The sequence below is a fragment of the Streptomyces sp. NPDC053474 genome, from assembly GCF_044544845.1.
In the GTDB taxonomy this organism is placed as follows: domain Bacteria; phylum Actinomycetota; class Actinomycetes; order Streptomycetales; family Streptomycetaceae; genus Streptomyces.
On sequence record NZ_JBITXV010000023.1, the window covers coordinates 35,940 to 54,877 of the forward strand.

At 68.9% G+C, this 18,938-nt stretch carries 8 protein-coding genes; 7 read left to right on the forward strand and 1 reads right to left on the reverse strand.

Going from position 1 to position 18,938, the window contains the following annotated elements; translation table 11 throughout:
- Nucleotides 1-146: 146 nt before the first annotated feature.
- Complete coding sequence (gene murF, locus ACIG3E_RS37430) at nt 147-1,502, reverse strand: UDP-N-acetylmuramoyl-tripeptide--D-alanyl-D-alanine ligase (protein WP_399624927.1); 1,356 nt, start codon at nt 1,500-1,502, stop codon at nt 147-149.
- Between the two features lie 457 nt (nt 1,503-1,959).
- Here murF and vanH point away from each other — a divergent pair, with 457 nt between their 5' ends.
- From vanH to ACIG3E_RS37465, 7 genes are all read left to right on the forward strand, one after another.
- A complete protein-coding gene (vanH, locus tag ACIG3E_RS37435) occupies nt 1,960-2,991 on the forward strand; it encodes a D-lactate dehydrogenase VanH (protein ID WP_399624929.1) in 1,032 nt (343 codons plus the stop codon).
- Complete coding sequence (gene vanA / locus ACIG3E_RS37440; protein ID WP_399624930.1) at nt 2,988-4,028, forward strand: D-alanine--(R)-lactate ligase; 1,041 nt, start codon at nt 2,988-2,990, stop codon at nt 4,026-4,028. The genes vanH and vanA overlap by 4 nt, the downstream gene beginning before the upstream one ends.
- Nucleotides 4,025-4,633: a D-Ala-D-Ala dipeptidase VanX gene (gene vanX / locus ACIG3E_RS37445; protein WP_399624932.1), complete on the forward strand. Its 609-nt coding sequence runs from the start codon at nt 4,025-4,027 to the stop codon at nt 4,631-4,633. Before vanA ends, vanX begins: the two co-directional genes overlap by 4 nt.
- Entirely contained in the window at nt 4,599-5,276 is a 678-nt protein-coding gene (locus tag ACIG3E_RS37450; protein WP_399624934.1) for a hypothetical protein, read from the forward strand. The genes vanX and ACIG3E_RS37450 overlap by 35 nt, the downstream gene beginning before the upstream one ends.
- 819 nt (nt 5,277-6,095) lie before the next feature.
- Nucleotides 6,096-7,976: an ABC transporter ATP-binding protein gene (locus tag ACIG3E_RS37455; RefSeq protein ID WP_399624936.1), complete on the forward strand. Its 1,881-nt coding sequence runs from the start codon at nt 6,096-6,098 to the stop codon at nt 7,974-7,976.
- Nucleotides 7,973-17,395, forward strand: coding sequence for an amino acid adenylation domain-containing protein (locus ACIG3E_RS37460; protein ID WP_399624938.1), 9,423 nt, complete (start codon nt 7,973-7,975; stop codon nt 17,393-17,395). Before ACIG3E_RS37455 ends, ACIG3E_RS37460 begins: the two co-directional genes overlap by 4 nt.
- A 148-nt stretch (nt 17,396-17,543) precedes the next feature.
- Nucleotides 17,544-18,641 carry a prephenate dehydrogenase gene (locus ACIG3E_RS37465; protein WP_399624940.1) on the forward strand — a complete coding sequence of 366 codons (1,098 nt, stop codon included), beginning with the start codon at nt 17,544-17,546 and terminating at the stop codon, nt 18,639-18,641.
- The last annotated feature ends 297 nt before the right edge of the window (nt 18,642-18,938 follow it).

The window sequence follows — 18,938 nt, forward strand, 5'->3', positions numbered from 1 at the left end:
TCTCCCTCTCGGCCGTGGCGGAGGCGCTGTAGCTGTACCAGGCGTGTCCTCCGACCCGGCCCAGACGGTGGCGGCAACGAGATGAGGGCCACCGCCGTCGCCCCCCACTCACTGTTCACCGACGCCCGGGCTGGGATGGCAGGGAACTACCGCGGGTGGGGCCCGGACGTGAGCGCGGCGGAGACCTCGTCGAGACGCGCCCCGCGGGAAGCCTTGACGAGCACCACATCGCCGGCGGTGAGCCGACCGCGCAGCCACTCGACGGCCGCGGCGTTGTCGGGCAGCGCCACCGCCCGCTCTCCGGCACCGTCGGCGATCGGCTGCGCGCCAACCGCGAGCACCACGTCGGCATGGAAGGCGGCATACTCCCCGATGGCGTGGTGCTGGGCCTCGCTGTCGTCGCCGAGTTCGAGCATCTCGCCGAGGACGGCGATGCGGCGCTTGCCCTCGATCGCCGCCAGCGTGTCCAGGGCGGCACGGGTCGAGTCGGGGTCGGCGTTGAAGGAGTCGTCGAGCAGCGTTGCGCCGCCGACGAGGTCGCGTAGCTCCAAGCGCCACTTCGACAGCGCGACCGTGGGCAGCGCCGTCGCGGCCACATCGAGGGAGACGCCGGCCGCCAGCCCCGCCGCCGCGGCAGCCGACGCGTTGAGCGCCTGGTGAGTGCCCACGAGCGGCAGCGTGACCGGAGCCCAGGTGGCGGCGGTCCGCAGGGTGAAGGACGGCCGGGCGAGCCGGTCAAGGACCACGTCGAGCACGCGAACGTCGGCGTGTTCCGCCTGGCCGAACGTCAGCACCGGGCGGTCGGTGAGCGAGCGCATCGCGGCCACCCGAGGGTCGTCGGCGTTCAGGACCGCGGTGCCGCCGGGTGCCAGACCCTGCACCAGCTCACCCTTGGCCTGGGCGATCGCCTCGCGCGACCCGAGATGGCTGAGGTGGGCCTGGCCGACGTTGAGGACGACACCGACGTCGGGTGCGACCAGGCCGGTGAGCTTGGAGATGTCGCCGATGCGGCGGACACCCATCTCAAGGACGAGGAACCGCGTGGCCTCGTCGGAACGCAGCATGGTGAGCGGCATGCCGAGTTCGTTGTTGAGCGAGCCGACCGTGGCGATCGTCGGCGCGGAACTCGACAGGACGGCCGCCAGCAGGTCCTTGGTGCTGGTCTTGCCGCGGGATCCGGTCACTCCGACGACGGTCAGCCGGTCGCGCAGCTGTGCCACGACGTGGGCGGCGAGCGCCTGCAACGCGGCCGTGGCGTCCTCGACCACGACGGTCGGCAGCGCCGTGGGCCGGGAGCCGAGCACGGCCACCGCGCCCGCCCGGCCGGCCTGGACGGCGTAGTCGTGGCCGTCGACGTGTTCGCCGGTGAAGGCGACGAAGAGGCCGCCCGGCTCGGCCTGCCGACTGTCGAGCACGGCCGGGGCGGTCACTGTCACGGCGTCGTCGCCCTCGACCGTCCCACCGACTACTGTGGCGATCTCGCCGAGGCTGAGCGGGATCATGCCTGGACCGCGCAAGGATCGGTGAAGCACGTCAACAACCGTCCGGTCGCTGGGACGGCGATCGGGGGCGGGCTGGCGAGGCAGCGGACGGCAGAGGCTGGTTCGCTGGAATTCATGCCTTCCAGTCAAGGAAGCGTGGTGTTGTCAGCGCGTATGCAGTTTTCGATACGCGGACGATATGTTGCCGACCAACACCCGCGAGAGCATGGCCGCGGCTGGGCGGCTGCGGAGGCCCACCCCGTGGGGTCGACCTGACCCCCGACAGTGTGAGCGCCAGGCTCGACAACAGTGCTGCTGGCCTGGGCATTCGCCTCGTCGGCACCCGCTACGGGCTGGGCACTCGCCCTTGCGGAACAAGTCAAGCATCGGCCTGCGCTTGGAGCGGTCGGCAACATATCGTCGGCGTATCAAAAAACGCATACGCGCTGGCAACACCAGGTCCTCTTGACTGGTAGGCATGAGTTCCAGCGGACCGACACGAGCGACGACGTTGCGCACCCGACCGCCGGTGGCGACCTCACGGACTGTCTCGACAACGGGAATCACCGTCTATGGGTGCGATCAGGACGAGGCCCTTCTCTTCCGGGAAATAGCGCCTCGCTTTGACGTGGTGCCGACCATCACGAAGGCGCCGGTATCCGAGGCCAATATCGACCTGGCAGTCGGGAACCGATGCATCAGCATCGGCCACAAGACGCGCGTCACGCGTGCCACGCTCAACGCACTGAGCCGTGTCGGTGTGGAGTATCTCTCCACACGCAGCGTCGGATACAACCACATCGACGTGGGCCACGCGGAAAGTGTCGGTATCTCCGTCGGGAACGTGGCGTACTCTCCCGACAGTGTTGCCGACTACACGCTCATGCTGATGCTCATGGCCGTGCGTCACGCGAAAGCCACCATCCGTCGCACCGATGCTCATGACTACCGACTGAGTGAGATACGCGGCAAAGAGCTGCGCGACTTGACTGTCGGAGTGGTCGGCACGGGGCGTATCGGCACAGCGGTCATCGACCGGCTGCGAGGCTTCGGCTGCCGCGTGCTGGCCTACGACAATCGCCCCAAGACCTCTGCCGATTACGTGCCGATCGACGAGCTGCTTCGGCACAGCGACATCGTCACGCTCCACACCCCGCTCACCGCGGAAACCCGCCACCTCGTCGATCGCCGACGTATCGGGCAGATGAAACACGGCGCGTTCATCGTGAACACGGGACGCGGGCCACTCATCGATACCGAAGCTCTTCTTTGGGCGTTGGAGAGCGGCAGACTCGGCGGCGCGGCGTTGGACGTCCTCGACGGTGAGGAAGGAATCTTCTACACCGACTGCCGGAACAAGCCCATCGGGAACCGCTCGCTGTTGCGGCTCCAGGAGCTGCCGAATGTGCTCATCAGCCCGCACACGGCGTATTACACCGACCACGCACTGAGCGACACCATCAGGAACAGTCTCATCAACTGCCTCGACTTCGAAAGCGGGAAAGCATGAACAAGCTGAGGATCGGAATCATCTTCGGGGGCTCTTCCGAGGAGCACCCCGTCTCCGTCAAGTCCGCCCAAGAGGTCGCCAAGAACCTCGACGCCGACAAATACGAGCCGTACTGGATCGGCATCACGCAGTCCGGTGCCTGGCAGCTCTGTGATTCCCCTGGCGCGGGCTGGGAGAGCGCAGAGGCTCGTCCGGTCATGCTGTCGCCCGACCCAAGCGTCCACGGACTGCTCGTCCTGGAGCAGGAACGATTCGACGTGGTCCGTCTGGACCTCGTGCTGCCCGTTCTGCACGGCACACTCGGCGAGGACGGTGCGATCCAGGGCCTGTTGGAGCTCTCCGGTGTCCCCTATGTCGGCTGCGATATCCAGAGCTCTGCCATTTGCATGGACAAGTCCCTGACCTACACCGTCGCCAAGAGCGGGGGCATCGCCACGCCGAATTTCTGGGTGACCACGGAGAACGAGAAGGTCGACGCCGACCAGCTTCCTTACCCGGTCTTCGTGAAGCCGGCCCGTTCGGGCTCGTCCTTCGGCGTCAGCAAGGTTGCCGGTGCGGAGGACCTGCCAGGCGCCCTGGACGCCGCGCGACAGTACGACTCGAAGGTCCTGATCGAAGAGGCTGTGACCGGCAGCGAGATCGGCTGCGCGATCCTGGGGGACTCCTCCGCCCTGATCGCGGGCGAGGTGGACCGCGTAGCCCTCTCGCACGGATTCTTCAGGATCCACCAGGAGGCCTCACCCGAGACCGGTTCGGACAACTCGACGTTCATCGTTCCCGCCGACATCTCCGAAGAATCGCGTCAGCTCGTCCAAGAGAGTGCCAAGAACGTCTACCGCACACTGGGCTGCCGGGGGCTCGCCCGCGTGGACCTGTTCCTCCAGGACGACGGCCGGGTGGTACTCAACGAAGTCAACACGTTTCCCGGCATGACCTCCTACAGTCGCTACCCCCGGATGATGGCCGCCGCAGGAATGCCGCTTTCCGACGTCCTCGATCGGCTCGTGTCAATGACACTGGACCGGGAAAAGCGATGAATGGTGACTTCGGGTACCTGGACGAGCTGGTGCCCGGCATCCGCTGGGACGCCAAGTACGCCACCTGGGACAACTTCACCGGGCAGCCGGTGGACGGATACCTGGTGAATCGGATAGTCGGCACCAGAGCCTTGTGCGCGGCCCTGGGACGAGCACAGGAAAAGGCCGCAACCCATGGCTTCGGCCTGCTCGTCTGGGACGGATACCGTCCGCAACGCGCCGTCGACTTCTTCCGGCGCTGGGCAGAACAGCCGGAGGACGGTCGGACAAAGCAGCGCCACTACCCCAACATCGAGAGGTCCGAGCTTTTCGACAAGGGATACGTGGCCGCCAAGTCGGGCCACAGCCGCGGTAGTTCCGTCGACTTGACGCTCTATACCCTTGCCACCGGAGAAAATGCTTGCATGGGTGGTGGCCACGACCTCATGGACTCGATCTCGCATCATGGAGCAGCAGGTATAAAGCCCATCGAAGCGGAAAACCGCGAGTACCTTTGCTCCATCATGGAGGACTGTGGATTTGCTCGCTACGACAGCGAGTGGTGGCACTACACGCTGGAAAGCGAGCCGTATGCAGATGTCTACTTCGACTTTCCCATCACATGACAGAAGCCTCCCCTACGTCTCACAGTGGGGAAGCCTGGACCGGAACGACGAGGTCGTCATCCAGCGTGCCGCCCCCTCGGGCATCGACGTCTTCCTGAGGCGCACCGATCCGTCGCAACTGCACGACTGGGCCTCCGACGGGTACCACTCGCGCGAGGAGTACCTGTTCTGGTCCCGCAAAATCTGCGGCTTGGCCTGCCTGCAGTCCCTGCTCCATGGCTGGACGGATGTCCGACTGCCGATGCGCGAACTCCTCGCGCAGGCCCTCGACTGGGGCTGCTACGTGGTGGAACCCCAGGGCAAGGTCCACGGACTGATATACCGGCCGTTCATGGCCTGGGTCGGCTCACAATTCGGCTTCACATGCCAACTGGTCGAGCGGACACCGCTTCAAGCGTCCGCCCGAGCGGTGCACCCCGGGCAGGTCCTGATCGCTTCGGTGTCTCCTGAGATTCGCGACCCGAGAACCCCCGCACCGCGACGGGGAGGGCACCTCGTGCTGATTCACGCGGTCCGCGGCGGGATCGTACGGTTCCATAACCCGTCGGGCTACTCCCACAACGCAGAATCCGCGTCGCTGCCCATACGCGTCTTCGAGCGGTTCTACGCAGGACGAGGAATCCTGGTCAGCGCGGGACCGTGAGCCCAGGTGAACCGGCACCGCGCGGGTCGCCACCGGCGGCCACTCGGCGGGGTGCACGGAGCCCACGATGAACCTTCCCGACGCGACGCGTCGGGAAGGAGCCCTCGACGGAGACCACCGCCTTCTCCACCGTCCGCGGCCTGGACCACATGCTCGGTCCAGCCCGCGGCTTCGGCGTGAACCCACCCCGTTACCGCGTCAGGCCGTCGCCGACGGCGTGCGATCACGATCACCGAGCGGCGGGCAGTTACCTCGCGACGCAGAGCCCGCCGACAGCCCCGGGCTGAGGGCGAGAGTTCCCTCGCGTGCCCGGCGACGCCCTTGACGATCGCTTGGCCAAGGCCCACCCTCACCTGGGCGGGCCGCATCCGCGCGGCGCCCGGTTGAAACGGCTCGGTGAGCCGACGGCGAGTGCCCGCGGGCCCTTCCCATCCGGATGCGGACCTACCCGCCCGGATTCCGGTGGACCTCGCGCTGCCCGCGGCCCCAGAAATGACCGAGCAGGAATTCCGGGGCTGCTCCTTTCCCCCTGCGCCCTGCGGCGGCAAGCCGACGAGGCCCAGGTCAGGAGGGTGACCGTGGTGGTCAGCCGTGCCGCGGCAGCCGTGCGGCACAGACACCGGCGGATGCGTCCAAGTGCCAGAAGTGTTCAGTTGGACTCACTCGTGGACATCGACGTGATTCAGCACGATGGGGCTTCGCTGACTTCGTGAGTCGTCTGAGAGGGGCACCCGCGTGGAAATGGTGTTGCGCTACCAGGGGGTGAGGAAGAGCGATGACGATCCCGATCCCTGGCAGACCACGATCCACCCGGGGACGGTGCGCCGCGTGCTCGCCTACTTTCGCCCGCACCTCCGCACCGTGGCGCTCTTCGGTGTGGTCGCCACGATGGAGGCGCTTACCGTCGCCGCGACTCCCTTGCTGCTGAGGGAGCTGGTCGACAACGGCATCGTCAAGAACGACCGCGGGGTCGTGGTGTTGATGGCATGCCTGGCCGCCGGCCTCGCCGTCCTTGGCGCGGGGTTGTCGCTGGTGTCCGCCTACATCTCCGGGCGGATCGGGCAGGTGATCACCTACGACCTGCGGGTTCAGGCGCTCGACCACGTCCGGCGGCTGCCGCTCGCGTTCTTCACGCGTACCCAGACGGGGGTGCTGGTCGGTCGGCTGCACACCGAACTGATCATGGCTCAGCAGCAGTTCAGCGGCTTGCTGATGGCGGCCACCAGTGCGGTCATGGTCGTGGTGGTGCTGGCCGAGCTGTTCTACCTGTCCTGGCTCGTCGGGCTCATCACGCTGGCGCTGGTTCCGCTGTTCATCGTGCCCTGGGTCCACGTGGGGCGGGTGATACAGCGGCGCACCGGACAGCAGATGGACGAGAACACCGGCCTCGGCGGACGGCTTCAGGAGCGGTTCAACGTGCAGGGGGCGATGCTCTCCAAGCTCTTCGGCCGCCCGGACGAGGAGATGGCCGAACTCACGGATCGTGCCGACAGGATCCGCAAGATCGGGGTGAACCTGTCCGTCTGGGGCCGGATGGCCTTCGTGATGATGACGCTGATGGCCTCGCTCGCCACGGCGATCGTCTACGGGATCGGTGGCGGACTCGTACTCGACGGGGCCTTCCAGCTCGGCACGTTGATCGCCATCGCCACCCTGCTCCAGCGGCTGTTCGGGCCGATCACCCAGCTGTCCGGGATGCAGCAGGTCGCGCAGACCGTCGTGGTGAGCTTCTCCCGGGTCTTCGAACTGCTCGATCTGAAGCCGTTGATCCAGGAACGCCCCGACGCGGTCGCGCTCGCGAAGAACGTGGCGCCGGACATCGAGTTCGAGCACGTGTCGTTCCGCTATCCCACCGCGGACGAGGTCTCACTGGCGTCTCTGGAGCATCTGCGGTCCGATCGCGAACGCGGGAAGGTGACGCCGGACGTCCTGCGCGACGTGAGCTTCCACGTGCGGGCCGGAACCCTCACCGCGCTCGTCGGCCCGTCCGGCGCGGGGAAGAGCACCCTCACCCACCTGGTGTCCCGGCTGTACGACGCGAACTCAGGGACGGTTCGCGTCGGCGGACACGACCTGCGGGACCTCACCTTCGACTCGCTCCGCGAGACGGTAGGGGTGGTCAGCCAGGACACCTACCTCTTCCACGACACGATCCGGGAGAACCTCCTCTACGCTCGCCCGGACGCCACCGAGGACGAGCTGATCGAGGCGTGCAAAGGGGCCCAGATCTGGGATCTGATCGAGTCCCTCCCCAGTGGGCTCGACACCGTCTCGGGCGACCGCGGCTACCGCATGTCGGGCGGGGAGAAGCAACGACTGGCCATCGCCCGGCTGCTGTTGAAGGCGCCCTCGGTCGTCGTCCTTGACGAAGCCACCGCGCATCTGGACTCCGAGTCGGAGGCCGCAGTCCAGCGGGCACTCAAGACCGCCCTGCGCAGCCGTACCTCGCTGGTGATCGCCCACCGGTTGTCCACGATCCGCGAGGCCGACCAGATTCTCGTGATCGACGGCGGACAGGTCCGCGAGCGCGGGACGCACGAGGAGTTGCTGGCCGAGGGTGGCCTCTACGCCGAGCTCTATCACACGCAGTTCGTCAAGCCGGGAGACAACGGCACCGAGCCCGACGAATTCGGCACCGGGCTCGGGCCGGACATGGCCCTCCGGTCGGTGCATCAGGTGGTCCGTGAAGGAGAACGATGAATTCCACAGCGCAAGCCACACCGACGGTGTTGGAGCTGTTCGCCTCGCATGTCGACCGGGCGCCCGACGCGGTGGCCGTCGTAGCCGGTGATCAGGTCCTGACGTATCGGCAACTCGATGAGCGAGCGGGCCGACTGGCCGGACGCCTGATCAATGGGGGCATCCGCCGCGGCGACCGCGTCGCGGTCATGATGGACCGCTCGCCCGACCTACTCGTGGCGCTGCTCGCCGTATGGAAGGCGGGGGCCGTGTACGTCCCGGTGGACGCCGCCTATCCATCGAGGCGGGTGGCGTTCATGGTGGCGGATGCCAGGGTGTCCCTGATGGTGTGTTCGGCCGCGGCGCGCGGCGGCGTACCGGACGGGATCGAGTCGATCGAGGTGGACGCCGCCACGGACGAAGGCGCGTGCGACGCGGCGGCGGTCACGGTGCACCCGGGCGACCTGGCCTACGTGATGTACACCTCCGGCTCGACGGGCGCCCCGAAGGGGGTGGCCATCCCGCACCGGAGCCTTGTGGAGCTGGTGGAGAGTCCCGGCTGGGCGATGGAACCCGGCGACGCGGTCCTCATGCACGCGCCGTACGCGTTCGACGCGTCCATGTTCGAGATCTGGGTGCCGCTGGCGTGGGGCGCCCGTGTGATGATCGCAGGGCCCGGGCCGGTGGATGCTCAGCGCCTACGGGAGTTGGTCGCGGCCGGGTTGACGAGGGCGTATCTGACCGCCGGGAACTTCCGCGCGGTGGCGGAGGAGTCGCCGGAGTCCTTCGCGGGGCTCCATGAGGTGCAGACCGGTGGTGACCTGGTGCCCGCGCACGCGGTGCGACGAGTGCGGGAGGCCTGTCCCCGAGCGCGGATCCGGCACCTGTACGGCCCGACCGAAGCGACTGTGTGGGCGACGTGGCATGTGCTCGAGCCAGGTGACGCGATGGGTCCGACGTTGCCGATCGGACGGTCGCTGCCGGGCCGCCGGGCTCACGTGCTCGACGAGTCGCTGCGGCCCGTGGGCCCGGGTGTGGTCGGTGAGCTGTACCTCTCCGGTGCCGGTCTGGCGGACGGCTATCTGAACCGGCCGGGTCTGACGGCGGAGCGGTTCGTGGCGGATCCGTACGCACCCGACAGCGCTGCCGAGGGCGGCGGCGGTCAGGTGCCGGGTGGACGGATGTACCGGACAGGGGACCTCGCCCAGTGGACCGAGGACGGCGAGCTGCTGTTCGCGGGCCGGGTCGATCACCAGGTGAAGATCCGCGGATACCGGATCGAGCCCGGCGAGATCGAGGCCGCGCTGACAGCTCAGCCGGGCGTCGACGACGCCGTGCTGGTGGCGGTCGACGGACGCCCGATCGGTTACGTGGTGGCGGACAGGGACGCCGATCCCGACCTCATCCGCGAGCGTCTCGGCGCCGAACTGCCGGAGTACATGATTCCGGCCGCTGTCATCGTGCTGGACGCACTCCCTCTGACCGCCAACGGCAAGGTGGACCGAGCGGCACTGCCCGCGCCCGAGTTCGCGGCGAACGCGACCGGCCGTGAACCGGTGACCGAGCCGGAGCGTGTTCTGTGCGATCTCTTCGCCGAGCTGCTCGGCCTGGAACGAGTGGGGGTCGACGACGGCTTGATCCAGCTGGGCGGAGACTCGATCGTCGCGATGCGCATGGCGGCACGCGCGGTCAAAGCAGGCCTGCTGCTGACACCCGCCCAGATCCTGGAGGAGCAGACGCCCGCACGCCTGGCGGCCGTGGCGCGCGCCGTCCCTGCTGATCGCCCCGCCGACCAGCCGCTCATCGCCCTGACCGCGGAAGACGAGGCCGACCTGGCGATCGCCCATGCGGAGGCGGAGGAGGTCTGGCCGCTGGCACCGCTCCAGGAGGGGTTGCTCTTCCAGTCGACCCTCGATGACCAGGGTCTCGGTGACCAGGGCCGCGACATCTACCAGGTGCACTGGCTCGTGGAGCTGAGCGGACCGCTGGACGTACCCCTGCTGCGGGCCACGTGGGAAGCGGTTTTCGCTCGGCACCCCCAGCTTCGGCCCAGCTTCCATCGGCTCCCGTCGGGCAAGGCGGTGCAGATCGTCCACCGGCACGTCACCTTGCCGTGGCAGGAGGTGGATCTGACGGGTGCGAGCGATGTCGACGCGGCCGTCGACGCCCTGGTCGAACGGGAACAGAAGACACGGTTCGACCTCGCCGAGGCCCCGCTGGCCCGGCTGGTGCTGATGCGCGTCGCGGAGGACCGGCACCGCCTGCTGGTCGTCATTCACCACACGCTCATCGATGGCTGGTCGGTGGCGGTCATCCTCAACGAGGCCGCCGAGGCGTACGCGGCCGGCGGGCAGCCCCCGGAACGGGCTGGCTCGGCCTCCTACCGGGATTACCTGGCCTGGCTCGACCGGCAGGACAAGGACGCGGCCCGTGCGGCCTGGCGGGCGGAGCTGTCCGGTCTGGGCGAGCCGGCGCTGGTCGCGACAGCGGCCCCCGTGGCGGACTACGACCACCACGTCGTCCACCTGCCGACGGATCTCCACACCCGGCTGACGCGGTTGGCCCGCGACCACGGCCTGACGCTGAACACGGTGGTGCAGGGTGCGTGGGCGATGGTTCTGGCGCGGCTTCTGCGCCGGACCGACGTGGTCTTCGGCGCCACGGTCGCCTGCCGTCCCGCGGAGCTCCCGGGTGTGGAGTCGATGCCGGGCCTCATGATGAACACGGTGCCGGTCCGGGTGCCTCTGGACGGCGGGCAATCAGTCATCGACATGCTCACCGAGGTGCAGCGCCGACAGGCGGCCCTGATCCCGCATCAGCACCTGGGGCTGCCGGAGATCCAGAAGTCGGCCGGCGCCGGCGCGACCTTCGACACGTTGCTGGTGTTCGAGAACTATCCACGCGAGTTCGCAGGCCAGTTCACGTATCTGGGCACGGTCGAGGGGACCCACTATCCGCTGACTCTCGGCATCATCCCGGGAGATCACTTCCGGATCCAGCTCAGCTACTGGCGCGGGCAGATCCGCGAGAGCGTCGCGGAGTCGGCTCTCCAGTGGTTCGTCGACGCGCTCGCCGCACTGGTCGCTGATCCGTCCGGACTGGTGGGGCGGGTCGGTATGGCCGAGGGCGGGACGCCTGAGCCGGCCCCGGCGTTGGCGGCGGGGGAGTCCTTGCCTGCCTTGGTGAGGCGGGTGGTGAGGGAGCGCTCGAATGACGTCGCGGTGGTGGACGCTGAAGGTGAGCTGTCGTTCGGGCAGTTGTGGGACCGGGCGGTGGGATTGGCCGCCGTGCTGCGGGCCCGCGGGGTCGGTCCTGAGCACCGGGTGGGCGTGGTGGTGGAGCGGTCATCGTGGTGGCTGGTCGGGATACTGGGCGTCTCCTTGGCGGGCGGCGCGTTCGTTCCGGTGGATCCGGCCTATCCGGCCGAACGCGTGAAGTGGATTCTGGATGACGCCGATCCGGTGTCGGTGGTGTGTGTCGGAACCACCCGGTCGGCCGTGCCGGAGGAGTTCGCGGATCGACTGGTAGTGGTCGGCGAGGCCGATCTGACGGAGGGCTCGGACGCGGGATTGCCGCAGGTGGGTCCGGGTGACGCGGCGTACGTGATGTATACGTCGGGGTCGACAGGCGCTCCGAAGGGGGTCGTCGTCTCCCACGCCGGGCTCGGCAACCTGGCGGCGGCGCAGATCGATCGGTTCGCTGTGTCGCCGTCGTCACGGGTCCTGCAGTTCGCGGCGCTGGGCTTCGACGCCATGGTGTCCGAGGTGTTGATGACGTTGTTGTCGGGGGCGACGCTGGTCATGGCGCCGGCGCGGGATCTGCCGCCGCAGGTGTCGTTGACCGAGGCGCTGGAACGGTGGCGGGTCACGCACGTGACGGTTCCGCCGTCGGTCCTTGGCACAGTCGACGTCTTGCCGGACGAGCTGCAGACGGTGGTGGTGGCGGGGGAGGCCTGCCCGCCGAGCCTGGTGGATCGCTGGTCGCAGGGGCTGCGGCTGATCGACGCCTATGGTCCTGCCGAGGCCACGGTGTGCGCGGCGATGAGTACGCCGTTGGCGGCGGGCCGGGACGTGGTCCCGATCGGGACGCCGATCGCGGGGGGCCGTTGCTATGTGCTGGACGCGTTCTTGCTGCCGTTGCCGCCGGGGGTCGTCGGTGAGCTGTACGTGGCCGGAATCGGGTTGGCCCGCGGCTATCTGGGTCGCGCGGGGCTGACGGCGGAGCGGTTCGTGGCTGATCCGTCCGCGCCTGGCGAGCGGATGTACCGGACAGGGGATCTGGCGTACTGGACGAGCCAGGGCGACCTCGTGTTCGCCGGACGGGCCGATGACCAGGTCAAGGTCCGGGGGTTCCGGATCGAACCCGGCGAGATCGAGTCTGCTCTGGCCGACCACCCACGGGTCTCCCAAGCCGCGGTGACCGTCCGAGCGGACCGACTGCTGGCCTATGTCGCACCCAGCGACATCGATCCGCACGCGGTGCGCGAGGGGCTTGCCTCTCGGCTGCCTCAGCACATGGTGCCCGCGGCGGTGATAGCGCTGGACGCGCTGCCGGTGACGGCGAACGGGAAGATCGACCGGGGCGCGCTGCCTGATCCCGACTTCGCCGCCGCGACCGCGGGGCGGGAGCCGGTCACGGAGGCCGAGCGGGTGTTGTGCGGCCTCTTCGCCGAGGTGCTCGGACTGCCGCGGGTCGGTGCGGACGACAGCTTCTTCGAACTGGGTGGGGATTCGATCCTCTCGATGCAGCTGGCGTCGCGGGCGCGGCATGCCGGTTTGACGTTCACCTCACGGGATGTCTTCGAGTGCAGGACGCCGGAGCGGCTCGCGCGGCTGACGGCCAAATCGCCGCTGCCGCACAGTGACCATGTCCCCGCGGCCGACGGTGTGGGTGGTGTCGAGTGGACGCCGGTCATGCGGATGCTCGGGGATGGGGTCGTGGGAGCGGGGTTCGCCCAGTGGGCGGTGGTGGGCGCGCCGCCGGATCTGGCGGAGGACGTGCTGGCGGCCGGTCTCGCGGCGCTGGTGGACTCCCATGACATGTTGCGGCTGCGGGTGGAGCCGGGGCGGTTGGTGGTGGGTGAGCCCGGGTCGGTGGATCCGGCCGGGCTGGTGACGCGCGTGGAGGCCGCTGGACGCTCGCTGGATGAGGTCGTGGAGAACGCCGCGCGCAAGGCGGTGGAGCGGCTCGACCCCGCGGCGGGTGTGGTGGTGCAGGCGGTATGGGTGGACAGGGGGCCGGATCGGCTGGGCCGCCTGGTGCTGGTGGTGCATCACCTGGCGGTCGACGGGGTGTCGTGGCGGGTCCTGCTGCCGGATCTGCGGGCCGCCTGCGAGGCGGTGGCCGCCGGGCGGGATCCGGTGGTGGAACCCGTGGGGGTGTCGTTCAGGCAGTGGGCAGGTCTGTTGCAGGAGTGGGCGGTCTCCGAGGAGCGGATCGGCGAGTTGTCGGCGTGGAAGGCGATCGTCGGTCAGGAGGACCAACCGGCAGGTGCGCGCGAGCTGACCCCGGGCCGGGGCACGGGCGGCGTGGTGCGCTCGCGGTCGTGGGTCGCGCCGAAGGCGGAGACGTCGGTCCTGGTGGGACGGGCTCCGGGGGTGTACCACTGCGGGGCGAATGAAGTCCTGCTGGCCGGTCTTGCCGGCGCGGTGGCCCGGTGGCACGGCGTGGACGCGCTGTTGGTGGATGTGGAAAGCCATGGCCGTCACCCCGTCGACGGGATGGACTTGTCCAGGACGGTGGGCTGGTTCACCAGCGTGCATCCGGTGCGCCTTGATGTGGCGGGGATCGACCTGGCAGATGCGCTTTCCGGTGGTTCGGCGGCCGGGCGCCTGCTGAAGGCGGTCAAGGAGCAGTCTCGGGCCGTGCCCGGCGATGGGCTCGGCTACGGGTTGCTGCGCCATCTCAACGGTGAGACCGGACCGGTCCTCGCGGCATTGCCGTCGCCCCAGATCGGGTTCAACTACCTGGGCCGGTTCGCTGTGGGGGACCAGAACGATGGCCGGGCGTGGCAGCTGGCCGGGGACATCGGCAGTGCGATGGACGCGAGCACGGATCTGCCGCACGCGGTGGACGCCAACGCGATCGTCCAGGACCTGCCGGACGGTCCGCGGCTGACGCTCACACTGGAATGGCCGGACGACCTGCTCGACGAAGCCGAGATCGAACGACTGGGCCAGGAATGGTTGGACATGTTGTCCGGGTTGGCCCGCCAGGCGGCTGACCCTGCCGCAGGCGGACACACCGCATCCGACTTCGCTCTCGTCGACCTGGAGCAGCACGAGATCGAGGCCCTTGAGGCCGAACACTCGGGTGCCGGTGGCTTGGCCGAGGTGCTGCCGCTCTCCCCGTTGCAGCACGGCCTGGCCTTCCACGCCGGCTACGTAGGCGACGGCGTCGACGTCTACACCGCACAGGCGGTGCTGGACCTGACCGGCCCGCTGGACATGCGGCTGCTGCGGAAGTCGGTGCGCGAGCTGCTGGACCGGCACGCCAACCTCCGCGCCGGCTTCCGGCACAGCGCCGCCGGGGTCCCCTACCAGGTGATCGCCGGCACCGTGGAGGTGCCGTTGACCCAGGTGGACGTGACGGAATCGGCCGATCCGCAGGCCGAGGCGGTGGTGGTGGCCGCGGCCGAACGGGCGAGGCCGTTCGAGCTCGCCCGGCCCCCGCTGCTGCGGTTCGCGGTGATCGTGGTGGGGCCGGACCAATACCAGCTGGTGCTGACCTCCCATCACATCCTGCTCGACGGCTGGTCGATACACCTGCTGCTGGATGAACTGTTCAAGCTGTACGACAACGGAGCAGATCCGCTCACGCTGGCGCCGGTGACACCGTACGGCCAGTACCTGGCCTGGTTGAGCAGAACCGATCGAGACGCTGCGATCACCGTATGGCGCGACGCCTTGGCCGGCTTGCCGGAGCCGACTCTGATCGCGGCGGACCGGCCGGTGCCGGTCCAGATGTCCGAACAGATATGGGGTGCGCTGGACGAGGCGTCCTTCGAGGCTGTGGTGGCGAAGGCCCGCGAGCTCGGCGTCACGGTCAGCACACTGCTACAGGCGGTGTGGGGAGTGGTCCTCGCGGCGATGACCGGTCGCGACGACGTGGTGTTCGGGTCGGTGGTGTCCGGGCGCTCGGCCGAGCTTCCCGGGATCGAGACCATGGTCGGACTCTTCATCAACACCGTCCCGGTCCGGGTACGGATGGAGCCGCAGCACACCTTCACCGAGCTGGTGCGGCGACTGCAGAGCGAGCAGACAGCGCTGCTGGCTCATCACCACCTCGGGCTCGCCGACATCCAGCAGGCCGTCGGGCTCGGGCAGCTCTTCGACACCCTCTTCGTCTACGAGAACTACCCCAAGCCCGCTGCGACCGATGACGCGGCTGCCGACGCGGAACCGGATCGGCTGCGTGTGCGGGGTGTGACTGATGCCGACTCCACCCACTATCCCCTGGCACTGACCGCCATCCCGGCCGACGGCCTGCAACTGCGCCTGGAACGCCAGCCGGAGCTGGTCACCGCCGCGCAGGCCGATGCCGTACTGGATCGGTTCACGCAGGTGCTGAAAGCCCTGGTCGCTGCTCCGCAGGTGCCGCTGTCCACGGTGCCGATCCTGACCGATGCCGAGCGGCGACAGCTGCGGGCGTTCAATGACACCGCGGTGGAGGTGCCGGCCCAGACGCTGCCGGAGATGTTCGCCGCGCGGGTCGCCGCCACCCCTGAGGCGACCGCGGCGATCTTCGAGAACCAGTCGCTGACCTACGCCCAGCTCGACGTCCGGGCCAACCAGTTCGCCCACTGGCTCATCGACCACGGCGTCGGAACCGAGGACCGGGTCGCGATCATGTTGCCCCGCTGTCTGGAACTGGTGATCGCCGTCCTTGGTGTCACCAAGGTCGGCGCCGCCTGGCTGCCCATCGACGCGAACTACCCCCAGGCGCGCATCGACTACATCCTCGCCGACGCGCGACCGGCGGTCGTGGTGGACGAGTCGGTGGTGCGTGCGGTCAGCGGATACCCCACCGACCCGGTGCGGTCGCGGGCAGAGCCCGAAAATGCGGCTTACCTCATCTATACCTCCGGCTCCACCGGAAAGCCCAAGGGCGTTGTGGTCACCCACACCGGTCTGGCCAGTCTGGCCAGCAGCTTGGTCGAGCGCCTCGACCTGACCACACGGAGCCGGGTCCTGGCGTTGGCATCGCCGAGTTTCGACGTCTCGGTGCTGGAACTGCTGATGGCTGTCGGTGGCGGCGCGGCCCTGGTGGTTCCGCCCGAGGGTGTGGTGGCCGGTGGAGAGCTGGCTGAGGTGCTGGCGAGCCGGGAGATCAGCCATGCGCTGATCCCGCCCCCCGTGCTGGCCACCGTTCCCGCAGCACCCGACTCGGTACTGCCCTGCCTGGTACTGGGCGTGGCGGCGTGTCCTCCTGAACTCGTGCACCGATGGTCGCCCGGGCGCCAGATGATCAACACCTATGGGCCGACCGAAGCCACGATCGCCATGACGATCGGCCGGGACATTCCGGACGGTGATGAGATTCCGCCGATCGGGTATCCGACCGCGAATACCCGGGCGCTCGTCCTGGATGCGTGGATGAGGTTGGTGCCACCGGGTGCGGTGGGCGAGTTGTACATCGCCGGTGTGGGTGTGGCGCGGGGGTATCTGGGCCGAGCGGGGTTGACCGCGGCTCGGTTCGTAGCCGATCCGTTCGGCTCGGGTGAGCGGATGTATCGGACTGGGGACCTGGTCTGGTGGAACCCGGAAGGGGAGTTGGTCTTCGTCGGTCGTGTCGACGACCAGGTGAAGGTACGGGGCTTCCGGATCGAGCCTGGTGAGGTCGAGGCTGCGCTGCTTGCGCAGGAGTCGGTGGGGCAGGCGGTGGCGGTGGTCCGCGCCAGCCATGCCGGTGAACGGCTGGTGGGATATGTGACCCCTGCCGGGGAGGCCGCGGTGGACGCCGTCGCCGTGCGCGAGGGCGTGGCGGCCCGGTTGCCGGAGTACATGGTGCCGGCGGCGGTGGTGGTGCTCGACGCGCTGCCCGTGACAGCGAACGGGAAGGTCGACCGCAAGGCGTTGCCGGAGCCCGACTTCAGCGGCCGCGTCTCGGACAGGGAGCCGGTCACCGAGGTCGAACGGATGCTGTGTGATCTGTTCGCCGAGGTGCTCGGGCTGCCGCGGGTCGGTGCGGACGACAGCTTCTTCGAGCTGGGCGGGGATTCGCTCCTCTCGATGCAACTAGCGGCGCGGGCCCACCGCGACGGCATGGCCTTCGGCCCGCGGGAGGTGTTCGAGCACCGGACGCCAGCGGGCATCGCGACGATCGTGGAGCTGGGCGCGGATGACCCTGCCGCGGGCGGTGAGATCCCCTCCAGCGTCGACCTCCTCGACCTGGACCAGGAGGAGATCGACGCATTCGAGGCCGAGTTCGACCACCAGTGAGACCTGTCCTACTCATCTGACGAGACGCTGTGCGCGGCCCTCACCTCTGTACGGGTGGGCGGCCGCGCCCGGCGGGCGCTACCACCCTGCGTCGGCGGAGGTCCGATGCCCGGTCCCGGACCCCCGCTCATATTGGTCAACCGAAGGAATGGATGTGGCCGTGATGCACTCCGCACTGGTGATCGGCACAGGTCTGATGGGTACGTCGGTGGCGCTGGCGCTGCGGGCGCGTGGCCTGACCGTGTACCTCAGGGACGTCGACTCGGCGGCTGCCCGGACGGCCGCGTCGCTGGGCGCCGGTACGGTGCAGCCGCCCACGGAAACCGTCGACCTGGCGATCGTCGCCGTGCCGCCGCCGCTCGTCGGCAAGGTGCTGGCGGACGCACAGGGTGGGCACCTGGCCCGGCACTACACGGACGTGGCGAGCGTGAAGGCGGAGATGCAGCACGACGTCATCGCCCTCGACTGCGACACCTCGTGCTACGTCGGCGGGCACCCCATGGCGGGCGCGTCGCGCAGCGGTCCACTGAAGGCTCGCGGCGATCTCTTCGAGGGCCGCACCTGGGCGCTGACGCCCACGGCGGACACCGATACCGAAACGCTCAACACGGCACTGGAGCTGGTGACGCTGTGTGGCGCTGTTCCCGTCCTGATGGAGGCGGCGGCGCACGACCGCGCGGTGGCGCTGGTGTCCCACGCGCCCCACGTGGTGGCGAGCCTGGTCGCGATGCGCCTGGAAGGCGCCGAGGAACGTGAGGTGAGCCTGGCGGGCCCGGGGCTGCGGGACCTGACCCGGATCGCGGAAGCCGACCCCCAGCTCTGGCTCGACATCCTGGGCGGCAACGCCGCGGTCGTGGCGGACCTCCTGGACGAACTGGGCGCCGATCTGAGCGAGATGGTCGCCGGGCTGCGCGCCATGGCAGCGACGGACGAAGCCAAGCGCAGCAGTGGCATGAAGACGGTCGGGACCATGCTGCGCAGGGGGGTGTCGGGCCGCAGCCGCATCTCCGGTAAGCACGGGCCGCGGCCTGAACGGTTCGAATCGGTGACCGTGATGATCGGCGACCAGCAGGGCGAACTGGCACGTCTGCTGACCGATGCGGGCCGCGCCGACGTCAACATCGAGGACATCCGCATCGAGCATGCCACCGGCCGACAGGCAGGCCTGGTCCATGTCAGCGTCGCTCCCGGCATGTCGGCACCGCTGCGGGAAGCCCTGCGGGCCGGCGGCTGGCACGAGCGCTGAGCGCCCGCCGCGGCCCGTGTTCCGCCGGTTCAGGATCCGCCGAGCGGGTCCGCAGGGCCTCGACGCCTCGGCCTGGTAGCGGCGGTACAAGCCGTCGTACGCCTGCCGACTGATCCCGAAGTACCGGCAGGACTTAGTCACGTTGCCGGTGACCCCTTCGACGTGGAGTATGACGGCCGGGCGCCGTTTGGCGCGCGTGTATTGAGCGACGGCGATCGAGCGACCGCCTCTGGTGTGACTGGACATGTTGTCTGGGCTTACCCATCAGGCGGATGATTCTTCCGTGCGGCACGTTCC

What these genes read in the sequence shown, in the direction of transcription:
- vanH (WP_399624929.1), top strand. Translation starts at nt 1,960, where the DNA reads ATGAGTTCCAGCGGACCGACACGAGCGACGACGTTGCGCACCCGACCG.
- ACIG3E_RS37465 (WP_399624940.1), top strand. Translation starts at nt 17,544, where the DNA reads ATGGATGTGGCCGTGATGCACTCCGCACTGGTGATCGGCACAGGTCTG.
- murF (WP_399624927.1), bottom strand. Translation starts at nt 1,502, where the DNA reads ATGATCCCGCTCAGCCTCGGCGAGATCGCCACAGTAGTCGGTGGGACG.
- ACIG3E_RS37460 (WP_399624938.1), top strand. Translation starts at nt 7,973, where the DNA reads ATGAATTCCACAGCGCAAGCCACACCGACGGTGTTGGAGCTGTTCGCC.
- vanX (WP_399624932.1), top strand. Translation starts at nt 4,025, where the DNA reads ATGAATGGTGACTTCGGGTACCTGGACGAGCTGGTGCCCGGCATCCGC.
- vanA (WP_399624930.1), top strand. Translation starts at nt 2,988, where the DNA reads ATGAACAAGCTGAGGATCGGAATCATCTTCGGGGGCTCTTCCGAGGAG.
- ACIG3E_RS37450 (WP_399624934.1), top strand. Translation starts at nt 4,599, where the DNA reads ATGCAGATGTCTACTTCGACTTTCCCATCACATGACAGAAGCCTCCCC.